15 protein-coding genes are annotated in these 19600 nt (G+C 67.1%); 7 read left to right on the top strand and 8 right to left on the bottom strand.

Annotated elements, in window-relative coordinates; translation table 11 throughout:
* Nucleotides 1-14: 14 nt before the first annotated feature.
* Both ACFWPX_RS03675 and ACFWPX_RS03670 read left to right on the top strand, forming a co-directional pair.
* Nucleotides 15-1172, top strand: a complete 1158-nt coding sequence (locus ACFWPX_RS03675) for an FAD-dependent monooxygenase (protein WP_378925702.1) — start codon at nucleotides 15-17, stop codon at nucleotides 1170-1172.
* Nucleotides 1173-1800: 628 nt separating this feature from the next.
* Nucleotides 1801-3066, top strand: coding sequence for a lipase family protein (locus ACFWPX_RS03670; protein ID WP_378925699.1), 1266 nt, complete (start codon nucleotides 1801-1803; stop codon nucleotides 3064-3066).
* 23 nt (nucleotides 3067-3089) lie between these two features.
* Here ACFWPX_RS03670 and ACFWPX_RS03665 read toward each other — a convergent pair whose 3' ends face one another.
* The 5 genes from ACFWPX_RS03665 to ACFWPX_RS03645 form a co-directional block, all read right to left on the bottom strand.
* Complete coding sequence (locus tag ACFWPX_RS03665) at nucleotides 3090-3983, bottom strand: SDR family NAD(P)-dependent oxidoreductase (protein WP_378925697.1); 894 nt, start codon at nucleotides 3981-3983, stop codon at nucleotides 3090-3092.
* Between the two features lie 62 nt (nucleotides 3984-4045).
* Complete coding sequence (locus tag ACFWPX_RS03660; protein ID WP_378925695.1) at nucleotides 4046-5281, bottom strand: alpha/beta hydrolase; 1236 nt, start codon at nucleotides 5279-5281, stop codon at nucleotides 4046-4048.
* The gene (locus ACFWPX_RS03655) at nucleotides 5278-5523 is read right to left on the bottom strand and encodes a hypothetical protein (protein ID WP_378925693.1); all 246 of its coding nucleotides are present in this window, start codon (nucleotides 5521-5523) and stop codon (nucleotides 5278-5280) included. The genes ACFWPX_RS03660 and ACFWPX_RS03655 overlap by 4 nt, the downstream gene beginning before the upstream one ends.
* Nucleotides 5520-6179: a VOC family protein gene (locus ACFWPX_RS03650; RefSeq protein ID WP_378925691.1), complete on the bottom strand. Its 660-nt coding sequence runs from the start codon at nucleotides 6177-6179 to the stop codon at nucleotides 5520-5522. The genes ACFWPX_RS03655 and ACFWPX_RS03650 overlap by 4 nt, the downstream gene beginning before the upstream one ends.
* Before the next feature lie 37 nt (nucleotides 6180-6216).
* Nucleotides 6217-6972, bottom strand: a complete 756-nt coding sequence (locus tag ACFWPX_RS03645) for a maleate cis-trans isomerase (protein WP_378925688.1) — start codon at nucleotides 6970-6972, stop codon at nucleotides 6217-6219.
* Nucleotides 6973-7310: 338 nt separating this feature from the next.
* Between ACFWPX_RS03645 and ACFWPX_RS03640 the strand changes: the two genes are divergently transcribed.
* The 5 genes from ACFWPX_RS03640 (at nucleotide 7311) to ACFWPX_RS03620 (ending at nucleotide 15889) form a co-directional block, all read left to right on the top strand.
* A complete protein-coding gene (locus tag ACFWPX_RS03640; protein WP_378925686.1) occupies nucleotides 7311-9413 on the top strand; it encodes a hydantoinase/oxoprolinase family protein in 2103 nt (700 codons plus the stop codon).
* A gap of 28 nt (nucleotides 9414-9441) precedes the next feature.
* Nucleotides 9442-11763: a hydantoinase B/oxoprolinase family protein gene (locus tag ACFWPX_RS03635; RefSeq protein WP_378925684.1), complete on the top strand. Its 2322-nt coding sequence runs from the start codon at nucleotides 9442-9444 to the stop codon at nucleotides 11761-11763.
* Nucleotides 11760-13448, top strand: a complete 1689-nt coding sequence (locus ACFWPX_RS03630; RefSeq protein WP_378925682.1) for a (2,3-dihydroxybenzoyl)adenylate synthase — start codon at nucleotides 11760-11762, stop codon at nucleotides 13446-13448. The genes ACFWPX_RS03635 and ACFWPX_RS03630 overlap by 4 nt, the downstream gene beginning before the upstream one ends.
* A gap of 69 nt (nucleotides 13449-13517) precedes the next feature.
* The gene (locus tag ACFWPX_RS03625; RefSeq protein ID WP_378925680.1) at nucleotides 13518-15101 is read left to right on the top strand and encodes an FAD-dependent monooxygenase; all 1584 of its coding nucleotides are present in this window, start codon (nucleotides 13518-13520) and stop codon (nucleotides 15099-15101) included.
* The gene (locus tag ACFWPX_RS03620) at nucleotides 15098-15889 is read left to right on the top strand and encodes a TetR/AcrR family transcriptional regulator (RefSeq protein ID WP_378925676.1); all 792 of its coding nucleotides are present in this window, start codon (nucleotides 15098-15100) and stop codon (nucleotides 15887-15889) included. The genes ACFWPX_RS03625 and ACFWPX_RS03620 overlap by 4 nt, the downstream gene beginning before the upstream one ends.
* A gap of 16 nt (nucleotides 15890-15905) precedes the next feature.
* Here ACFWPX_RS03620 and ACFWPX_RS03615 read toward each other — a convergent pair whose 3' ends face one another.
* From ACFWPX_RS03615 to ACFWPX_RS03605, 3 genes are all read right to left on the bottom strand, one after another.
* Nucleotides 15906-16523, bottom strand: a complete 618-nt coding sequence (locus ACFWPX_RS03615; RefSeq protein WP_378925674.1) for a TetR family transcriptional regulator — start codon at nucleotides 16521-16523, stop codon at nucleotides 15906-15908.
* Nucleotides 16524-16641: 118 nt separating this feature from the next.
* On the bottom strand, nucleotides 16642-17802 hold the full coding sequence (locus ACFWPX_RS03610; RefSeq protein WP_378925671.1) for a zinc-binding dehydrogenase: 1161 nt from the start codon (nucleotides 17800-17802) through the stop codon (nucleotides 16642-16644).
* A 164-nt stretch (nucleotides 17803-17966) separates the two neighbouring features.
* Nucleotides 17967-19514 (bottom strand): long-chain-fatty-acid--CoA ligase, encoded by a 1548-nt coding sequence (locus tag ACFWPX_RS03605; protein WP_378925669.1) that lies wholly within the window; start codon nucleotides 19512-19514, stop codon nucleotides 17967-17969.
* Nucleotides 19515-19600 lie beyond the last annotated feature (86 nt).

The raw sequence follows: 19600 nt of genomic DNA, 5'->3' as shown, positions 1-19600 counted from the left end.
AGGGGACCTACATCGTGAAGGTGATCATCATCGGAGCCGGGATCGGTGGCCTGACCGCGGCCGTCGCGCTGCTCCGGCAAGGCATCGAGGTCGAGGTGTTCGAGGCCGCGCCCGAATGGCGCGACACCGGCACCGGACTGGGGCTGGCCAGCAATGCCACCAAAGTGCTCCACGCACTGGACGTCGACCTGAGCGCCGGCAGTTCGCTCGAGCACTTCAGCATTCGCACCACGACCGGAAAACAGCTGCGCGAGCTGCCGATCGGCGCGGTCACCAGGGAGCTGGGTTCACCGGTTGTCAATATCCACCGCAACGATCTGATCGCCACCCTTCGAAAATCGGCGGCGGACACACCGATCCATCTGGGCGCACAGCTGCGCAGCTACAGCGCAACCGGTACCGGGGTGAGCGCGATATTCGAGGACGGTCGCACCGCGCATGGTGAGCTGCTCATCGGCGCCGACGGGATCGGATCCCAGGTACGCGCGCAGTTGGCGGGTCACGCGCCGGTCACCGAGCACGGCTATGTTTGCTGGCTCGCCACCGTCCCGTTCCGCGATCCGCGGCTGCCCCCCGGCCACGCCTATCACTACTGGGGTCGCGGCCTGCGCTTCGGGCTCCTGGATATCGGTGGCGGGCAGGCCTACTGGTGGGGCACCAGGAACCTGCCGACCGCGCTGGCTCGCGAGTGGAACGGTGGCAAGGCCGAGATCGCCGCGGCCTTCGCCGGCTGGGCCCCGGAGGTGGGCGAAGTCATCGAACGCACACCCGAGGACGCCATCGTCAGCGTCCCGGCCCAGGACCGACCTTTTCTCGATGTATGGGGTGACGGACCTGTCACGCTGCTGGGCGATGCCGCTCATCCGATGCTGACGAGCCTGAGTCAGGGCGGCTCGTCCTCGGTCGAGGACGGCTTCGTACTGGCCCATCACCTCTCGACCGAATCGGACCCGGTCGGCGCCTTGCGGAACTATGAGAACGCACGCCGCGACCGCACACGCATGCTGGTCACCGAATCACGCAGACTGTCCAAGCTCGAGCAAATCGAGAATCCCCTGGTTGTTCGAATCCGTGATGCCGCCGTCCGCGCCGCGCCGCTGGCGGTGCTGCGCAGGCAGAATTCGGCCCCGATGCGGTTCGAGCTGCCGGTCGAACGACCTGTAGGCCCCTGAGCGTAAGTTGTGAAATGCCCACTTCCAGAATCTTGTTCGGAGCGGAATTTCAACCGACGAGAGATGAGATTGTCTACCATCTCTGGTCGCACTCCGAGGAGGATCGACCGGCGCTGACCTACTGCACACTCCCGGTGCGACGAGGCAGAGATTGCGGCGCAGGCCTCGGCTGGGCGGTGCTGGCGAGTTCGCCGCCTTCTTGCCCTCGATCGTGCGGCGGGTGACTGCTCGTCGGTTTCGCTGTGCGGCCGGGTTCAGGGGCGCAGCCGCAGTTACGACGCCGAGTCAGGCCTCCGCCGCCGATGAGATGCGGGGTAAGCCGCCAATTGCTTCGGATTCGGCGCGAAAATACCGCCAACTGGCGGATGTGCGGACAAATACTTTCGTCGAGAATTTAGTAGCCGACCGCAGGGGTGGCTCACCTCACAAGGAACAAGAATGAGCTGTGCGAGTGCATCGGAGTTGGTGCCAGCTGTCACCGAAACCGCTGACAATCGATTTCACGAGCGGGGACGTGGCACAACAGGCTGCGGGGGCTTATCCATGCGGAAACTGCTTGGGGGTCGGCGTGTTTATAACGGCATATCCAGGGGCTGAAGAACAACGCAGGGGAGACGAAAGGCAGTGAATGAACGGCAAATGGAAGATCACCGCGGCACTATTGGTGTCCACAGCGGCTCTATCAATGGGAGTGGGCCCGGCAGGTGCCGGACCTGACGATGGCTTCTACACAGCACCGAACCCGCTGCCGACCAAAGCCAACGGTGCGCTGATCCGGTCGCAGCAGGTCGAACTGTTCGCGGGATTGGGTAGCGCACTGCCGGTGCGCGCGACCCGAATTCTGTTTCAGAGCGCTGATGCCCGCGGTGTCCCGGTCGCTACCAGCGGAATCGTTCTCGATCCCACCACCCCGTGGGCCGGACCGGGGCAGCGGCCGCTGATCAGCTATGCCATCGGTACCCACGGCACCGGTGACGTCTGCGCCCCATCCAAACTGCTGACCGATGGGGTGCAGGTGGACGGTGCGGGGAATCCGGCTGCCGAACTTCAAACGGACCTGGCCCAGCTGGTTGCGACGGGATACGTGGTGGTCGTGACCGACTACCAAGGTCTGGGTACCGAAGGCGGGACCACGTATGTGCAACCTCTGCCGGAGGCTCACGCGGTGCTGGACGCCGCCCGCGCGGCGATCGGGCTCGGCGTCGTCCCACCGAGCGCACCCATCGGGATCTGGGGATTTTCTCAGGGGGGCGGTTCTGCCGCGGCGGCAGCGGAACAGGCCGCAGGTTACGCACCCGAGCTCGACGTCAAAGGCACCGTCGCCGCGGCAACGCCGGCGGACCCGAGTGTCGCCTTGACGGGTGCGGAGAACGGCCGGGGCCTGACCGGCGTGATCGGGTACTTCATCAACGGACTGCTGACCAGTCACCCCGAGCTCACCTCGACGGTCACCGCGATGCTCAGTCCGGCGGGCATCGACTTTCTGCACTCCACCGCCAACGAATGTGTTTCCGGAACCGTGGCGCGCTGGGCGTTCCGCGATACCAGGGACTTCACGGTCACCGGCCAGCCGATCATGACCTCGCTGCGAGCCGATCCCGCCGTTCGAGCGGTGATCGATAGCTTCGCCCTCGGCACCATCGCGCCCGCCGATCCTGTCATGCTCCTGCAGAACATCAACGACGATGCGGTGCCGGCCGGACCGGCCCGTCAGCTTTCCGTCGACTGGTGCGCGAAGGGCGCCGACGTGATCTACCACGAGCTCGACTATCCACCTCTGCTGCCCGAGATCGGTTTGTTCGGTCACAGCGCGACGATCCTGGGCGCCGACGTCGCGATGGCATGGCTCGCCGACCGCCTCGCCGGGGTACCGGCACAAGCAAGCTGCCGGTAATGCACTCGGCGGTCGACGTGCACTCAGGTATCTGTGGAATTCGCGCGTTCCACGAATCGGCGTAACTGGCCTTGCAGGTCCCCGACGGCGATGCTCGGTCCGGCGGTGATCTGCTCCCAGTGCGCTGCGACTCCTTCGACGGTCTGTTCGTCGGTGCGCAGCAGAACCCCGGTGGTTTCCTGCATTTCGGCCGTCGCGTAGACACCGGCTCCGGCAGCGAGGATGGTCTTGGTCGGCGCGGCGCGGGAGACCAGAAAGAGTGCCCCGGCGGTGCTCGCCTCGGGGCGCATCAACTCTGATGTGTCGGTGTCGAAGAGAGACGCGGTCATCTGTGTGGTGGCCAGCGGGGCGATCGCGTTGACACGGATCCCCTTGGGGTGTCCCTCGATGGCCAGGACATTCATCAACCCGACGAGTGCGGATTTGGCCGCCGCGTAGTTGGCCTGGCCGAAGTTTCCGTAGATCCCCGACCCGGAGGTGGTCATCAGGATTCGGCCATATTCTTGGACGATCATGGTGTCCCACACTGCCTTCGTCGTGTGTACGGCTCCGGTGAGGTGTACGTCGATGACTCGGCGGAAGTCGCCGAGGTCGGCATTTCGGAAGCTGGCGTCACGCAGGATTCCGGCGTTGTTGATCAGTACGTCGACGCGTCCCCACCTGCGCAGGGTTCGGTCGACCATGGCGACCACCTGCGCGTAGTCGGTGATGTCGGCGTGGTCGGCCACCGCCGAACCAGCGGCGGCCGTGATCTCGGCGACCACCTGCTCCGCGGGTGACACGGCGGCGCCCGGCACCGCTAGGTCGTTGACGACGACATGGGCGCCGCGGGCAGCGAGTTCGAGGGCGTGGGATCGGCCCAACCCGCGGCCACCGCCGGTGACGATGGCGACCTGGTCACGAAAGTCGATGGTCAAGGTGTGTCATCTTTCTGGTGTACGTAGGTTCGGTGTGATGGGCGATCGGCGTGCCGCGCCGCTCAGCCGAACCGCCCGGCGAGCCACGCACCGATCTCGGCCGCCGCCAAGCTGGCGCCGGTCGGCGCCCCCTCGGCGATCGGGCCACCGAAATGGGTACCGGGAACACTGGTGTGGCTCTTGTCGGTCGAACCCAGGGCCTCGACCATCCTCGTCGCGTCCTCGGGGAAGCAGGCCTGATCGCCGGTGAGTTCGACGAATATCGACGGAACCGTCACGCCGGGGGCGCATCGGACGAAGTCTGCATTGGTGCTCAGCGCCGACCAGGTCGACAGCCAGGCATCCGCGGTGGTGAAGCGGCCGAATCCGACCAGGCCGTAGTTGGTGAGGTCGGCTCTGCGACTGAACAGCGAACCGTAAGGGCGTTCGTTCGGGCTCAGCGACAGGTCGGTGAACCGCAGGTCCGCGTCGGTGCGATAGACGGTCAGAATCCGGGGCGCCAGGGCGGTGCGCTGATCCACGGGATCCGCGGACTTCGCGAAGCGTCGCCGTGCTTGCGATGCCGCGGCGACGTGTTCTCGGGCTACCTCGTCGATCCGCTCGATGCGCCGGCGTTGCGCCGCGCGGTAGGACTCGACGAACTCGGGGGAGTAGGTGGAACTGTGCGGTGGCTCCGCGAATCCGTTGGCCGGATCGAACGGGTTCAACGCGGGATCGACGCTGAGCGGGTCCGATTCCACCAGTACGGAAGGGTCGATCAACCGCAGCAGCAACGCGCCCTGACCCGGATGTGGCGCCATGAAGATCGCGCCGTCCGGCATCGGCATCTCGGCGCCGGTGAGATCGATTCGGCGCCCGGCGGGTGTGATGGCCAGCCGCTGTCCGGATGGTGCGCCGGCTTGCTGGTGGTAGAAGGCGAACAGTGTCCCGCCACCCGAATGTCCGAGGGTGACAACGTGATCGAAATCCTGGTCGCGCAGGAACACCTGGCCTGCGGCCACGTCCAGCAATGCCTGTTCGTGGACGAGCGCGATGTCGTTGTTCGGTGACCGGGTGCCCTGCGTCCACACGGCGTATCCGCGTTCCAGGAGTTCGGGCACCAGCACGTGATGGGTGAGGTCCTGGCGGGGGTGCATGATCGCGACGACGGTGCGCGCCCCGGGCACCGTGCGCAGCACGCCTGCGACTTTCGCGCCGTCGTGGGTGCGCAGTTCGTGCACCGAGGTCACTGTTGAGGTCGGGGCAGCGGCGGATTCGATGTAGCGTCCGGCGCCCAGCCGTTCGGCGGATCGGGTCATCGCGGTTCGACTTTCATCGCGTCTTTGTCCCATTGCACGATCACCGAGTCGGTCAGTCCGGCGACGCTGCTGTACCAGACCGCGTGGCGGCACCCGGTCGCCCGGCGATCGATGACGATCGTGCCCTCGGAGGTGAGTTTGAAGTACGGCCCGACGCGTTCGATGCCGACCTCGGGATCGCGCCCGGCGACTTCGGCGACGGGCTTGTTCTCGGGAACGTCGAGGATGAACAGTGTCGTCATTTCGCCACCGCCTCGGCGTCGAGGCGGCGCTCGTCCTCGGCGTCCTGCCAGGCCGCGGCGCGTTCGACGATGAGCTCGGCCTTGCGGGTGAGCAGCGCGGCCATGCTCGGATTCGGTTGTGAGACAACGTCGACCAGGGCGTCGATCGTCAGGTTCGCGTCGAGATCTTCCTGGGGCGTGACCGGCCGCAGCGCGCGGGTGATCTCGATCATGTAGCCGTTGGGGTCGTGGGTGTAGATCGAGTCGATCGTCTCGTGCTGCACGCGCATCTCGACCGGCCACCGGCTGTCGTCGAGGCGGCGACGATACTCGAGCAGTTCGTCCTCGCTGTCGACGTGGATGGCCAGATGCCGGGACCGGATGAACCAGACGGGGACCTCGGCACCGAACCGGGAGTACGCGTCGCCCTGTGGGCCGCCGTCCTCGAACGGTTCCAGGCCGAAGTAGTAGAAGAAGGCCAAGCGGTCGTCGTTGCCGATGTCGAAGAAGAAGTGGATGAAGTCGGGGTGCTTGTCGGGCCCCCAGCCTGCCGCGCAGATCGAATGCACGACCGGGAAGCCGAGCACATCACGGTAGAAGGTGACCGTGGCCGCCGGATCGAAGGTCGGGTAGGCGACGTGGTCGACGCCCCGAACGGTGTGTGCGAGGTCGCTCATGATGACTCCTCTGGGTGAAGTGGACGAATAGGGGCGGTCAGTGCGGTGCGACCGCGACGTCGGCGCGCAGGAGACTGCCGGCCCGCGGGATCGCGACCGGCAGGTCGAGGCTGCGCAGAATGCTGTACGCACCCGCGGTCGCGGCGGACAGGACCGGAATGCCGAACTCTTGCTCAGCGGCGTCGACGAGGGGCAGCGACGGCATCTGTACGCAGCAGGAGATGACGAGTGTGTCGACGCCCGCCAGGTTCAGCGAGCGGGCCGCGTCCATGACGCGATCGCCCGAGATGCAGCCGACCTCGGTGTTGTCCTCGACCTCGAGGGCCCTCCAGTCGCTGATGGAGAAACCCTCCGCCTCGAGGTACGCCACGACCTTCGCCGCGAGTGGCCGCATGTACGGGGTGACCAGGGCGACGCGCTGGGCGTTCAGTGCCCGCAGTCCCTCCACGAGGGCCCCGGCGCTCGACCGGACCCGAGCCGGGGAATCGCCGGTGGCGAGCTGTTCGGCGACGGAGCTCTCCACACGCTGGTGCTCGCCCGGTCCGCCCACCATCACCGCGACCAGACAGGCGTACAGGATCACCTCGGGGGAGGCATCGGCGATCTCGAGGACACAGCGTTCCCGCTGGGCGTTCATCGCGGCCAGTCCCTCGGGGGAGACGGTGTGCATCCGCATCCGCGTGGAGTGGAAGGAGAACTCGGCCTCGGGATGGCGGGACAGCAGCGCCGGCATCTCCGTCTCGACGGTGGTATTGGAGCTGGGAACGACCAACCCGACGCGATGGATACCCATGTGATTCCTTCCGATCCGGCCTCGACCGACTGTCGAGGATTTACGTATACGACAATTATTCGACACAAGTGATGGTTGGTCAAGTGGGTGCCGCCGAGCGCTTCTCCCATTGCGGGAGGGCAGCGTGTCGTACGCATCCATGCCCAGTAGCTGCTGTGTACCATCGGTGTATGGCCTGACGGCAGCTGATATGCCGCTGACCAGGGAGAAGTGACTGGCATCACGAATAGGTCTTGACATGTCGGCACAGACGTCAAATAATCGACACCAACGTAATTAGCGTTGGGATCGGTCGAAGCTCGACCTGTCCGACCACTGTCCGAAGGAGCGCAGCGGCAATGGCATATGTGATCGGTGTGGACGTCGGTGGCACGTTCACCGATGCCGTCCTCGATGACGGGAATGGGCTGATAGTCGCCGGAAAGGCGCCATCGACGCCGCCGGACTACTCGCAGGGGGTGATGGACGTCCTCGAGGTACTGGCCGAGCAGCTCGGTCGGCCGATGGAGGAGATGCTGGCCGACACTCACCACATCGCGCACGGCACCACGTCGTCGCTGAATGCCCTGGTGATGAACAAAGTCCCCGAGGTCGGCTTCCTGACCACCAAGGGACATCGCGATTCGATTTACATCATGAACGTCGAGGGGCGGTACCTGGGCAACTCGCCCGAGCAGCTGCAGAACGTGCTGAACCAGAGCAAGTCGCACGGCCTGGTGAGCAAGCGGCACGCTCTGGAGGTGACCGAGCGCATCGATCGAGACGGTCGCGTGGTCGTGGCCCTGAACGAGGACGACGTGCGGTCGGCGGTCGCGACGTTGTTGGCGGACGGGATCGCCGCGATCGCGGTGTCGCTGCTCTGGTCGTTCCGGAATCCGGCACACGAGCGGCGGATCCGCGACATCGTGCACGAGATCGACCCGTCGGTGTTCGTCGCGCTCTCCAGTGAGGTCAGCCCGCGTATCCGGGAGTTCGCGCGCAACGCCACCACGATCATGAGCACCCAGATCGGACCCGGGCTGCGCGACTACCTCGGCGAGCTCGAAGGGCGGCTGCGGGAGAAGAAGCTGGCCGGTCCGCTGCTGGTGATGCAGAGCAACGGCGGCGCGGTCGCGGCCTCGGAGGCGCCGGGCAACGCCATCTCGACCGTCGGCTCGGTTCTGACCGGTGGCGTCGTCGGCGCGGTCTCACTCGGGCGGCAGCTCGGTCACCGCAACATCATCGCGACCGACGCCGGTGGCACCACGTTTCTGGCGGGCCTCGTGGTCGACGGCGAGCCGGTGCGTTCCTCCTCCACCACCATCAACCATCACCCGATCAACGTGCCGACACTGGAGGTGCACGCGATCGGCTCCGGCGGTGGCGCCATCGCCTGGCTCGACGCGGGCGGCAACCTGCAGATCGGGCCGCACAGTGCCCAGGCGGTGCCCGGCCCTGCCTGCTACGGCCAGGGCGGAACCGAACCCACGAACACCGACGCCAATCTGGTGCTGGGCATCCTGCCAGAACGCGGGCTGCTCGGCGGACGCAAGGCGCTGAGCCTGGAACAGGCACGGGAGGCCATTCGCCGCCGGATCGCCGAACCGCTCGGGTTGACGATCGAACAGGCCGCGGCCGCGATCTACGAGGTCCAGAACGCCCAGACCGGCGACCTGCTGCGCAAGACGGTGGTCGAGGCGGGACACGATCCGCGTGAGTTCATCGTCTACGCGTTCGGTGGATCCGGTCCGGCGCACTGTGGGTTCTACGCGCAGGAGATCGGCGTGAACAACGTTGTCGTTCCACTCGGTCAGGTGGCTTCGGCGTTCTCCGCCTACGGCCTGGCCGCCTCCGACATCGTGCTGGCCAGGGAACTGTCCGATCCCGCGGCCATGCCGCTGGACCCGGCCCGCGTCGAACAGAACTTCAAGCAGCTCGAGGAACAGGTCCGCGAACAACTTTCGCGGCAGGGATTGCAGTTCGCGTCGGTCGAGATCACCCGCGAGATCGACATGCGCTACACCATGCAGCTGGCAGAGGTCGCGACCCCGGTTCCGGGCGGTGCGCTGACCTCGACGGAGATCACGGACGCCGCAACGGCATTCGAAGCACGCTACGCCGACCTCTACGGCCAGGACAGCGGGTTCCGGGAAGCGGGAATCCAGGCGATCACCTACCGCGTGCGCGGCACCGGCGTCCTGCCCTTCACCCCGGAACTGCCGCCATTGGCCGCCGCGGAATCCGCCGACGCGCGCCCCGCGTTGCTCGGCACTCGCAAGGTGTGCTTGGACGGGCGCCGCGGCTACGTCGACACCGACATCTACGACTACACGAAACTGCGGGCCGGCCATGTCCTGCGCGGACCCGCGGTGATCGAGGTACCGACGACGACAGTCGTTGTGCCGCACGACACGACCGGCTCGATCGACCGGCTCGGCAACCTCACGATCACCGTCGACTGACCGCCCTCAGCACACCAGGAGTACGACCATGACCACAACGATTCCCGGCTCCGAAGGATTCGTGAGCCGACCGCCGGACCTCGAGGCATTGCAGCGTTCGCTGCCTTCGTCGGTGCCCGTGCACACCGTGACGCAAGAACAGATCGACAACGTCGACCCGCTCACCTACGAGGTGATCCGGCACCGGCTCTGGTCGGTGACCGACGAGATGGGCGAGGCGCTCAAGCGGATGTCGGGTTCACCGATCGTGACCGACGCCAACGACTTCGACTTCGCCATCAGCGACGAGCTCGGCCAGGAGGTTCAGGTCGGTCTCTACAACACCATGCTGGTCGGCGCGGTGGACCTGGCGATCTACTGGACCCTGCAGAACCGCGCGAGCAACCCCGGCATCACCGAGGGCGACATGTTCCTGTGCAACGACCCCTGGGTCGGTGGCGGTCTGCACCAGAGCGATGTCATCGTCTACCAGCCGGTCTTCCACGACGGCAAGCTGTTCGCCTGGACCAGCGCGATCTGCCACGAACCCGACCTCGGTGGCTCCGGCCTCGGGTCCTTCGACCCCGCGGCCAAGGACGTGTTCTCCGAGTCCCTGCCCACTCCGCCGATCAAGGTCGTGCGTGACTACGAACTGCAGCGCGATGTCGCCGATGCCTGGGTTCGCCGTTCGCGCGTGCCGATGCTGGTCGGCCTGGACCTGCGCGCGAAGATCGGCGCCAACTCCGTCGGCCGCAACCGGCTGCTCGCGGTGATCGAGCAATACGGAGCCGACACGGTCAAGGCCGTCATGAAGCGCATGATGGCCGATGCCGAGACCCGGCTGCGCACGAAGCTGTCCGATCTGCCCGACGGGACCTGGCGCGCCACCGGCTACCAGGACCAGGCGAATGTGGGTGACCGTGGTGTCCACAAGATCACCGTGGCCATGACGAAGCGCGACGACCACCTCGTCTTCGACTTCACCGGCACCGACCCGCAGACCGGCGTGATCAACTGCACCTACGCCGGCATGCGCGGCGGGGTGATGCTCGCGCTGTTGCCGATCCTGGCCGGCGACATCCCCTGGTCGGCCGGTGGCCTCATGCGCTGCTTCGAATTGATCTCCGAGGAAGGCACGCTCAACAACGCCACCTTCCCGGCCGCGGTCAGCCGTGGCCCGATCGGGCCGGCGTGGCTGACCGGCAACCTGATCGCGGAGTGCCTCGCCCAGATGCTCGACCAGCACATCGAGCTGGGCAAGAACGTACAGGCGTCCTGCTGCGGCACCTGGGACACCACTGTGGTGGCGGGCCTGGACGAGCGGCCCGAGCAGCCCGTGCCGTTCCTCAGCATCATGATGGAACCCATGGCGGGCGGCTACGGTGCGCGTCCGGTGGCCGACGGCATGGACACCGGCGGTTTGTTCTGTATCCCGATGGGGCGCATTCCCGACACCGAGATGACCGAGTTCCTGTATCCGCTGCTCACCCTGTGGCGTCGCGAGGAGCCCGACTCCGGCGGCCCCGGCCGGCATCGCGGTGGTGTCAGCGCCTCACTCGCGGTCACCCCGTACGGGACGAGCCTGCCGATGGGCCTGGTCTTCGCGTCCGCGGGCAAGGCGGTGTCCCAGAACGGTGGACTCGCCGGTGGCTTGCCGGGCAACACCGGCCTGGAGATCCTGGCGCGCGACTCCGGTGTCACCGAGATGCTGGCCGCGGGAACGATTCCCGGTTCGCTCGACGAGCTGGCGGGCACCCAGGATCTGGGTGCGTGCTACGCGGAGAGCTACCTGGCTCCGGGCGAGGTGCTCTACATGCATTGGCAGGGTGGCGGCGGTTACGGCGACCCGCTGCGACGCGAGCCCGAGTCCGTGGCGATCGATGTGCGCAACGGCAAGGTGACACCGGCCGGCGCCGAAGCCGGGTACGGCGTCGTCGTCACCGACGGCGACCTCGACTCCGCCCGCACCGAAACATTGCGTGCGTCCGTGCGCGAGGAACGGCGGCAGCGCTCCACCGTGCCACCGAGCCAAGACGCGAAACTGGATCTGACGCATGCCCGCCGCCTCGACGACAACCTGGTCGAAGTCCGCATCGGCGACAACCGCGTGGTCGGGTGCGCGCACTGTGGTCAGCTGCTCGGCGACAGCAAGTCCGGCAAGCTGGCGCTGGCGCGCTTCGAGGGACCGTCCAGTGTGGCCGGACCGCAGGTGACCTCCGACCCAGCGGTCTACGTCGACACCGAAGTGGTGTTCCGGCAGCAGTGCTGCCCCGGATGCTGGACCGCGGTGTACTCCGGTGTGGTTCCGGCCGATCACCCCGACCACATCGCCGAACTGGCCCAGCTGCTCCCCGCGGTGGCACAGCGATGACCACGTCCGTGACCGGCCGCGCGCGCTGGGGCGAACGCCTCGTCGGGTTCCCGGCCGACCGCGCGGACCGGTACCGCCACTCCGGTGCGTGGACCGATCAGCCAGTCGCCGAACGACTCCACGACATCGCCATCCGGTTCCCGGACCGGATGGCGGTGATCGCCGCCGAGGGTTCGGTGACGTTCGCCGAGCTCGACGTCCGCACCGACCGGATCGCCGTCGGGCTCGGCGAGATCGGCCTCCGACCCGGTGATCCGGTCCTGTTCCAGGTCGGCAATCGGCTCGAGACCGTATTCGCCTGGTACGGCTGTCTGAAAGCGGGCCTCGTCCCGGTCGCGACCTTGGCGGCCCATCGAGGCCACGAAGTCGGGCAGATCAGCCGCAAGGTCGGCGCGGTCGCGCACCTGGTAGAGGCCGGAACAACGTTCGATCTGGTCACCTTCGCCCGCGAGCAGGCCGACGGCCATCCGACCCTGCGGCGCATTCTCACGCTCGCCGCGCCGGACGGTATCGGCACCTACGCGCTCGAATCGCTCGGCGCCGACGTGCCGGCGGATCAGGCGCGAGCGCACGTGGCACAGGTTCAGTCCGCCATCGATCCCCTCGACATCGCGGCGTTTCAGCTCTCCGGTGGCACCACCGGGGTGCCCAAGGTGATTCCACGCCTGCACGTCGAGTACTGGAACAACGGACTGCTCTACGCGCGCAGGCTCGGCTGGGACGAGAACACCCGTGTCGCCCACCTGATCCCGATCATCCACAACGCCGGCATCACCTGCGGTCTGCACGGCGCGCATTCGGTGGGCGGTTGCTTGATCCTGGCGACCGCGGATCCGGCGACGGCGTTTCCGCTGATCGCCGGCGCGCAGGCGACGGCGGTTCTCTTCGGGCACGGACACTTCCAAGCCCTGTTGTCGCCCGGCTACGACGAGGTCCGGCGCGAGGTCCGGCAGGTGATCCTCTCCGGCGCGAAGCCGACCGCTGAGCTCTTCGAACGTGCGGATGACGGCGAAGGGCGGTGGGCCGGGCAGCTTTTCGGCATGTCGGAGGGGCTGTTCACTGTGACCGAACCGGCGGCTCCGGAGCAAGCCAGGTTCGCCACGGTCGGCACCCCGATCGCCGCCGACGACGAGATCCGGATCCTCGATCCCGGCGGCGAGACCGAACTGTCCGACGGCAGCGTCGGTGAGCTCGTCTGTCGCGGGCCGTACACCATTCCCGGCTATTTCGACGCGGCCGAACACAATCGGACCGCCTTCACCTCCGAGGGCTTCTATCGCACCGGCGATCTCGCCATGGTGACCACCATCGACGGCGGGCGGTACCTGTCGATCGAAGGGCGGATCAAGGACCTCATCAATCGGGGCGGGGAGAAGATCAATGCCGAGGAGATCGAGCTGCTGCTGGTGAAACACGAGAACATCGCCAACGCCGCAGTGGTGGCGATGCCCGATCAACGACTCGGGGAGAAGACGTGCGCCTATCTCATAGCCGAGAACGGGATTCCGCTGACCATGAACGAGGTCCGGCAGCACCTCGACGCGCTGGGGGTGGCGAAATTCAAATGGCCCGAACGACTGGAATGGGTCAGTGCCTTCCCGCAGACCAATGTGGGAAAAATCAACAAGAAGCAGCTGCGCGCCGATGTCATCGACAAGCTCGAGAGCGAACAGTCACCCGGCTAGATCGGCCGAAATCATTTCTCTGAATACGGCTGTGCCGAAGAAACGTGGATATCGAATGAGGAGTTCGTCATGAGGCTGGAGAAAGTGGCCGTGCTCGGGGGTGGCCCCGGCGGCTTGTACGCGGCGCGGCTGCTCAAGCGCAGTCACCCGGACGCGGAGGTTACTGTTTACGAACAGGGTTCGCCGGATACGACATTCGGGTTCGGCGTCGGTCTCGCCTCCCGCACGCAGCGCAATCTGCGCGCCGCCGACTCGTCCTCGCTGGAAGACATCGTCGCGTCCTCGCACGGGCACGAGATGTCGATGCGGATCGGCGACAACGTCGCGCGGATCTCGCACGGTGAGCTACTGGCGATCGCCAGGACCACCTTGCTGTCGGTGCTGCAGCGCCACGCCGAAGCCGCCGGCGTCCGGCTGTGCTTCGGCGAACGACGTTCGATCGACGACCTCGACGCCGATCTGATCGTGGCGGCGGACGGTGTCAACAGCGCCACGCGGACCGCGCTGGCCGCCACGATCGAACCGGACATCCGGACCGGCACCGGCCTCTACCTGTGGTGTGGCACCGACTTCGCCCTGCCGAGCGCGGTGTTCACCCCGATCACGACCGAGCACGGCACCTTTGTGGCGCACGCTTATCCCTACGCGCCCGACCGCAGCACATTCCTCATCGAAACCGACGAACGCACCTGGAAGCGAGCGGGATTCGACCTCACGACCGAACAGATCCCCGCGACGGAATCCGATCACGAGTCCCTGGCGTACCTCGAGAAGGCGTTCGGTGACACCTTGCAGGGACACCACCTGATCGGCAATCGCACTCGCTGGCTGCGGTTCCGCACGGTCACCTGCCGCCGGTGGCACGCGGGCAATGTCGTACTCCTCGGCGACGCGGCGCACACCGCGCACTACTCCATCGGCTCGGGCACCAAACTGGCGATGGAAGACGCGATCGCGCTCGATCAGGCCATCGCCGAAGCCACCACGATCGAGGCGGCACTGGACGAGTACGAGAACCGCCGCCGCGCCGACGTCGAGCGCTTGCAGTCCATCGCCGCCCGCAGCGAGCGGTGGTGGGACGCGTTCGCCGAACGCATGGACCTGCCGGTCGACCAGCTGATGATCAACTACATGACCCGTGCGGGAAAGGTTTCGCTCGAACGATTCGCCGCCTCCGCGCCCGAAGTCGCGAAACGCGGCGTCGCCGACTACGCGGGAGTCTCGCCTGACGCGGTCCCTGACGCCGGCCTGCTGGAGTGGGTGCTCGATCAGCCGCTGGAACGGGCCGAGCGGGCCTACCCCGATCGGCTTGCTCCCGCCGCGCTGCGTGACGACCCGTCGACCGTCGTCGTCGAACTCGACATCGATTCGGCCTGGAGTGCGGCGGCGGACGCCGTCATCGCGGGGCTTCCGCCGTCCGGCGTGATCTGGCTGACCGGGCGGCCCTCCCGCCAGGAGGTGCTCACCCGCCTCGACTTCGCCGAGCGTGTCACGTGGCGCTCGAAGGCCACGGTCATCGTCGATGTTCCCGAGGAATACCGGGCCGACGCCGCCGCCGGGCTCGCCGGCGGCCGCACCCACCTCGTCGACCTCACCGCCGTTGCCACCGTTGTGGCGGGATCACCGCGCGAGCGCGATAGTGCGCTGTCATGACAGCGCATAGCCTATCGAGGGTGAACACCGATGCACACGACGAGTCGCGACCCGCCGCCGCCCGCCGCGCTACCCGTGGCCGGGCGGCGTCCGAACCCGCGGCGGGGGCGCAGAGCACCTCCCGGCGCGAACTCGTCGAGCGTGAGATCATGGAGCAGGCGACCATCCTGTTCGCGGAGAAGGGTTTCGCAGGCACCACCCTCCAAGATATCGCCAAGGCGACCGGTCTGACCCGCCCCGCGCTGTACCACTACGTCGCCAACAAAGACGATCTGCTGGCCCGCCTGGTGACCGAAATCGCCGAACAGCCCGCGCAAATCTTGCGCAAGATCAACGAACGCGCCGATCTCGATCCGGCGCAACGACTCCGTGAAATGGCGATGTCGATCGCCCTGCATCAGTTGGCGGCGCCCGACCGCTTCCGGCTGCTCCTGCGATCCGAAGCGGAACTGCCCGACACGCTCGCGAACACCTACCGCAACAGCAAGCGCCGGGTCCTCAAGGAATTCATTGCCGTCATCGACGACGGCATCCGTGCCGGGCAGTTCTACCCGGCCGATTCCCGCACCGCGGCGTTCGGCATCATCGGCATGCTGAACTGGATCGCGTTCTGGCACCATCCCGGGCAGGACGACGGCCCGGCCGCCGCCGCGCAGTTGGCCGACATGGCGATGCGCACCGTCGTGGATCCGGCAGCCGACACCAACGGGCAAGGCGGCCCGCGCCGGATTCTCGAACGCCTGCGCCAGAACCTGGACTCGCTCGAGCAAACTCTCGGCGCAATCTGACCTAGCAGCCCTGCAGCTAGTCGATCGCCGGAGCTGTACCAGCCATGACGGGGAACAGGCCTGCGACGGCGGCGACGATCGCAGCGCGGCGGGCTTCGCTGGATGGGTTGTGAACTTGTCCTTCGGCCAGGAAGTCGACGAGGTCGGGCTGCCAGGCCCAGGCCAGCGCGATCTGGGTGACGACGACCATGACGTCGATCGGATCCCACGCCGGATCGAGATACCCGGCGTCCTGCGCCTGTTGCAGCTGTTCGACAGTGCTACGCACGGTCCGTCGCGCGGTACTCAGGAACGGGTTGCCCAGTGACTCGGCAATTTCCAGCCGCCCCCATTGCAGCAGCCGCAGATGGTCGGGATGGGCCATGAAGTAGTCGTGCACCCGCCCCGCGTAGCTGGGCAGGTCGGTTGCGTCCATCCGGGTGGCTTCGGTCATCATCGCCAGCTCGCGCTCGGCGATATGCCGATAGAGTGCGCGCTTGCCGCCGAAGTGCGCGTACAGCCGCTCTTTGCTCGTTTTCGCTTTGCTCGCGATCCGGTCGATGCGAGCGCCCGCTACTCCGTACTGCGCGAACTCGTCTGTCGCCGCGGCGACAATGCGGTCGCGAGTGGTGTCTGCATCAGCGGAGGTGGTCACTCCACAACGGTACCGGCCGAACTGTTCGGTATTGACGGTTCGTGGCTATTCCTGGGCGTTGAGTGCGCGGGCAGGCGACCGTATCAACCACCCCGTCGGTCGACCAACGGCTCCGGTCTCAGGGCGCAACTTTGTCGCTGCGCGGATCGATCAGGATCTTGGCGTGGTGGTCCGGGGAGCCCAGTGCGGCGAAGGCCGCTTCGACGCCGTCGAGCCCGACCGTACCGGTGATCAGCGGGCTGGGATCGACGGTGCCGTCGGCGATCATGTGCAGGGTGTCGCGGAATTCGCCGGGGTCGTAGCCGAGGACGAACCGCAGCTCGATCTCCTTGTTGATGGCGTTGGCGGGATGGAACGCATCCTGCTGCATGCACACCCCCACGACCACGACACGGGTAGACGGCGGTGCCGCGGTGAGGATCTGGTCGATGATGCCGGGCACGCCGACACATTCGAAGACGACCGGACCGGCCGGGCCGCGGTCGAGCAGGTGGGCCGCGCGAAACAGGTACCACCACGGGACTTTGGGGATGCGGCGTACCCGTTCCATGACGTCGAAGCCCAGGTTCAGCAAATCTGCGGCGCCGGCGATGCGGGGCGGCCTCGGCGCCGCCTCCCAGGCGGATTCGGTGGTCGGGTCGACCACGACGTCGGCGCCGCAGGCGCGGGCCAGTTCCCGGCGGCGCGGCGAGAAATCGCTCGCGATCACGGTGCGCACACCGGCGGCCTTCAGCATGGTGACGACGGCCAGCCCGATGGGTCCGCAGCCGATCACGAACGCGTTCTGCCCCTTGGCGATCCGGCTCTTGCGGACGGCGTGCCAGCCGACCGCCATCGGCTCGGTGAGTGCGGCGAGCTCGGGTGCGAGTCCGTTGGGGACCTCGAAGGTCACCGACTCCTGCGTCAGCACCTGTTCGGCGTATCCGCCGGGGGCGTTCGCGGACAGCCCTGTGAGCTCCGGTTCGCGATCCCTGCGCAGAATCGGCATCGCGACCACCGGTGTGCCCGGCTTCCAGCGACGGTGGGTGCGCGGGCCGTACTCGGCGATCTCGCCGGTGAATTCGTGCCCGAGGACGATCCGCTGGTCCGAACGCATGAAGCCGCTGTAGCTGGTGGCGCCGGCCAGGTCGGCGAGTTCGTCGCAGTGCATTCGTGCGTGCAGGTCCGAGCCGCAGATGCCGCAGCGGGTCACGGAGACCAGCACCTGGCCCGGCCCGGGTTCCGGCGCGGGCAGGTCCTCGACCCGGAATTCGCCCTTGCTGACCACCGTCGCACGCATGAGTACCTCCTGAGCTGTGCCGGCCTGTCACCCGGCGGACCGAGCCCGCAATCCCTGGGCAGGGGTCGAGTCACAGGTCCGCGGTCGTCATCGTAGCTCTGCGAGGTCAGCCGGGGCAGGTGATCGCCCCGGCTGACCTCGAACGCCCCAGCCGGGTGTGGTGTCTAGTGGATGGCGCGGTCGGCGCCCTCCCAATGCAGCTTGCGCAGATCGCGCTTGAGGACCTTGCCCGCCCCGGAAACCGGTAGCGCGTCGAGGAATTCGACGCTGCGGGGCAGCTTGTAGTTCGCGATGTGTTCGCGACAGAACTCGCGGATATCCGCCTCGGCCGCGGTCTGTCCGGGCGCCAGGACGACCACCGCGTGCACGCGTTCGCCCCACTCGTGGTCGGGAACGCCGATCACCGCGACCTGGGCGACGGCCGGGTGCTTGGCCACGGCGTTCTCGACCTCGACGGAATAGACGTTCTCGCCGCCGGTGACGATCATGTCCTTGAGCCGGTCGACAAGGAAGACATAGCCGCTCTCGTCCATGTATCCGGCATCGCCGGTGTGCATCCAGCCATCGCGCAGCGCCGACGCGGTCTCTTCCGGCCGGTTCCAGTAGCCCGTCATCACATGATCACCCCGGACGGCGATCTCGCCGATCTCGCCGCGCGCGAGTTCGATCTCGTCCTCGCCGACGATGCGGACCTCGGCGTGGACCGCCGCGCGCCCGCACGACCTGGTCAGCGCGGGATCGTCGTGGTCCTGCGCGGTGAGCAAGGTGGCGACCGGCGCGAGTTCGGTCATCCCGTAGGCCTGGGTGAACCGCGCGTTGGCGAAGACGGTGCGCGCCTTGGCCATCACGGTCTCGGAGATCGGTGAGGCGCCGTACAGCACGCGCCGCAAACTGGACAGGTCCGCGTCGGCGGCGGCGGGGGAGTCGACGAGCAGTTGGATCATCGTCGGTACCAGCAGCGCGTCGGTCACCCGGTGGGTGACGATGGCGTCGAGGGTGGCCGCCGGGGTGAACGACGGCACGATGACGTGGGTCGCCCCCGTCAGATTGCCGACGTTCCACGCGGCGATATCGGCCAGATGGAACATCGGCGCCGCGTGCAGCAGCATGCCGCCGCGGGTGAGGATGTCGGTGGTGACCAGGCTGCCCATGGCCGAGGTGAGGCAGGCCCGATGCGACAGCATCACGCCCTTGGGGGAACCGGTGGTGCCGCCGGTGTAGAAGACGCCGTAGAGCTCGTCATCGCCGCGACGGGCATCGGGGATCGGCGCCGTAGCGGCGATGAGTTCCTCGTAGGAGAGCATGCCCGCGGGCGTCGGACCGTCACCGGCGAAGACGACGGTGCGCAGGTTCGGCGCCCCGGCGCGCAGCGCGTCGACGGCGCCGGCGAAGGCCTCGTCGACGACGAGGACATCGGTGCCGCAATCGAGGAGCGAGTAGGCGACTTCGGCCGTGCTCCAGCGGATATTGACCGGGTTGACCACGGCATCCGCCCACGGCACCGCCATCAGTAGTTCGTGGTAGCGGTCGCTGTTGAGGGCGTAGATCCCGACGCGATCACCGGCTCCGACCCCGAGCTCGCGCAGTGCCCCCGCCAGCCGTGCGATGCGATCGACGGATTCGGCGACCGTGCGCCGGCGGGTCCCGAAGATGGTGGCGGTCCGGTCGGGACTGTGTTGCAGCGCCGCGTGCAGGGATTGCGTGATGTGCACGGCCAACTCCTCTGTTGTGAATATTCATGCGTGTGATGTACCTGACATTCTGGCGGGTCTTGATGGAATGTCAAGGGTCATGTAAC

The sequence above is a fragment of the Nocardia sp. NPDC058518 genome, assembly GCF_042719655.1.
Classification (GTDB): Bacteria; Actinomycetota; Actinomycetes; order Mycobacteriales; family Mycobacteriaceae; genus Nocardia.
Note: the sequence above shows the minus strand (reverse complement) of the source record. Positions and strands in the feature narration are given on the sequence as shown.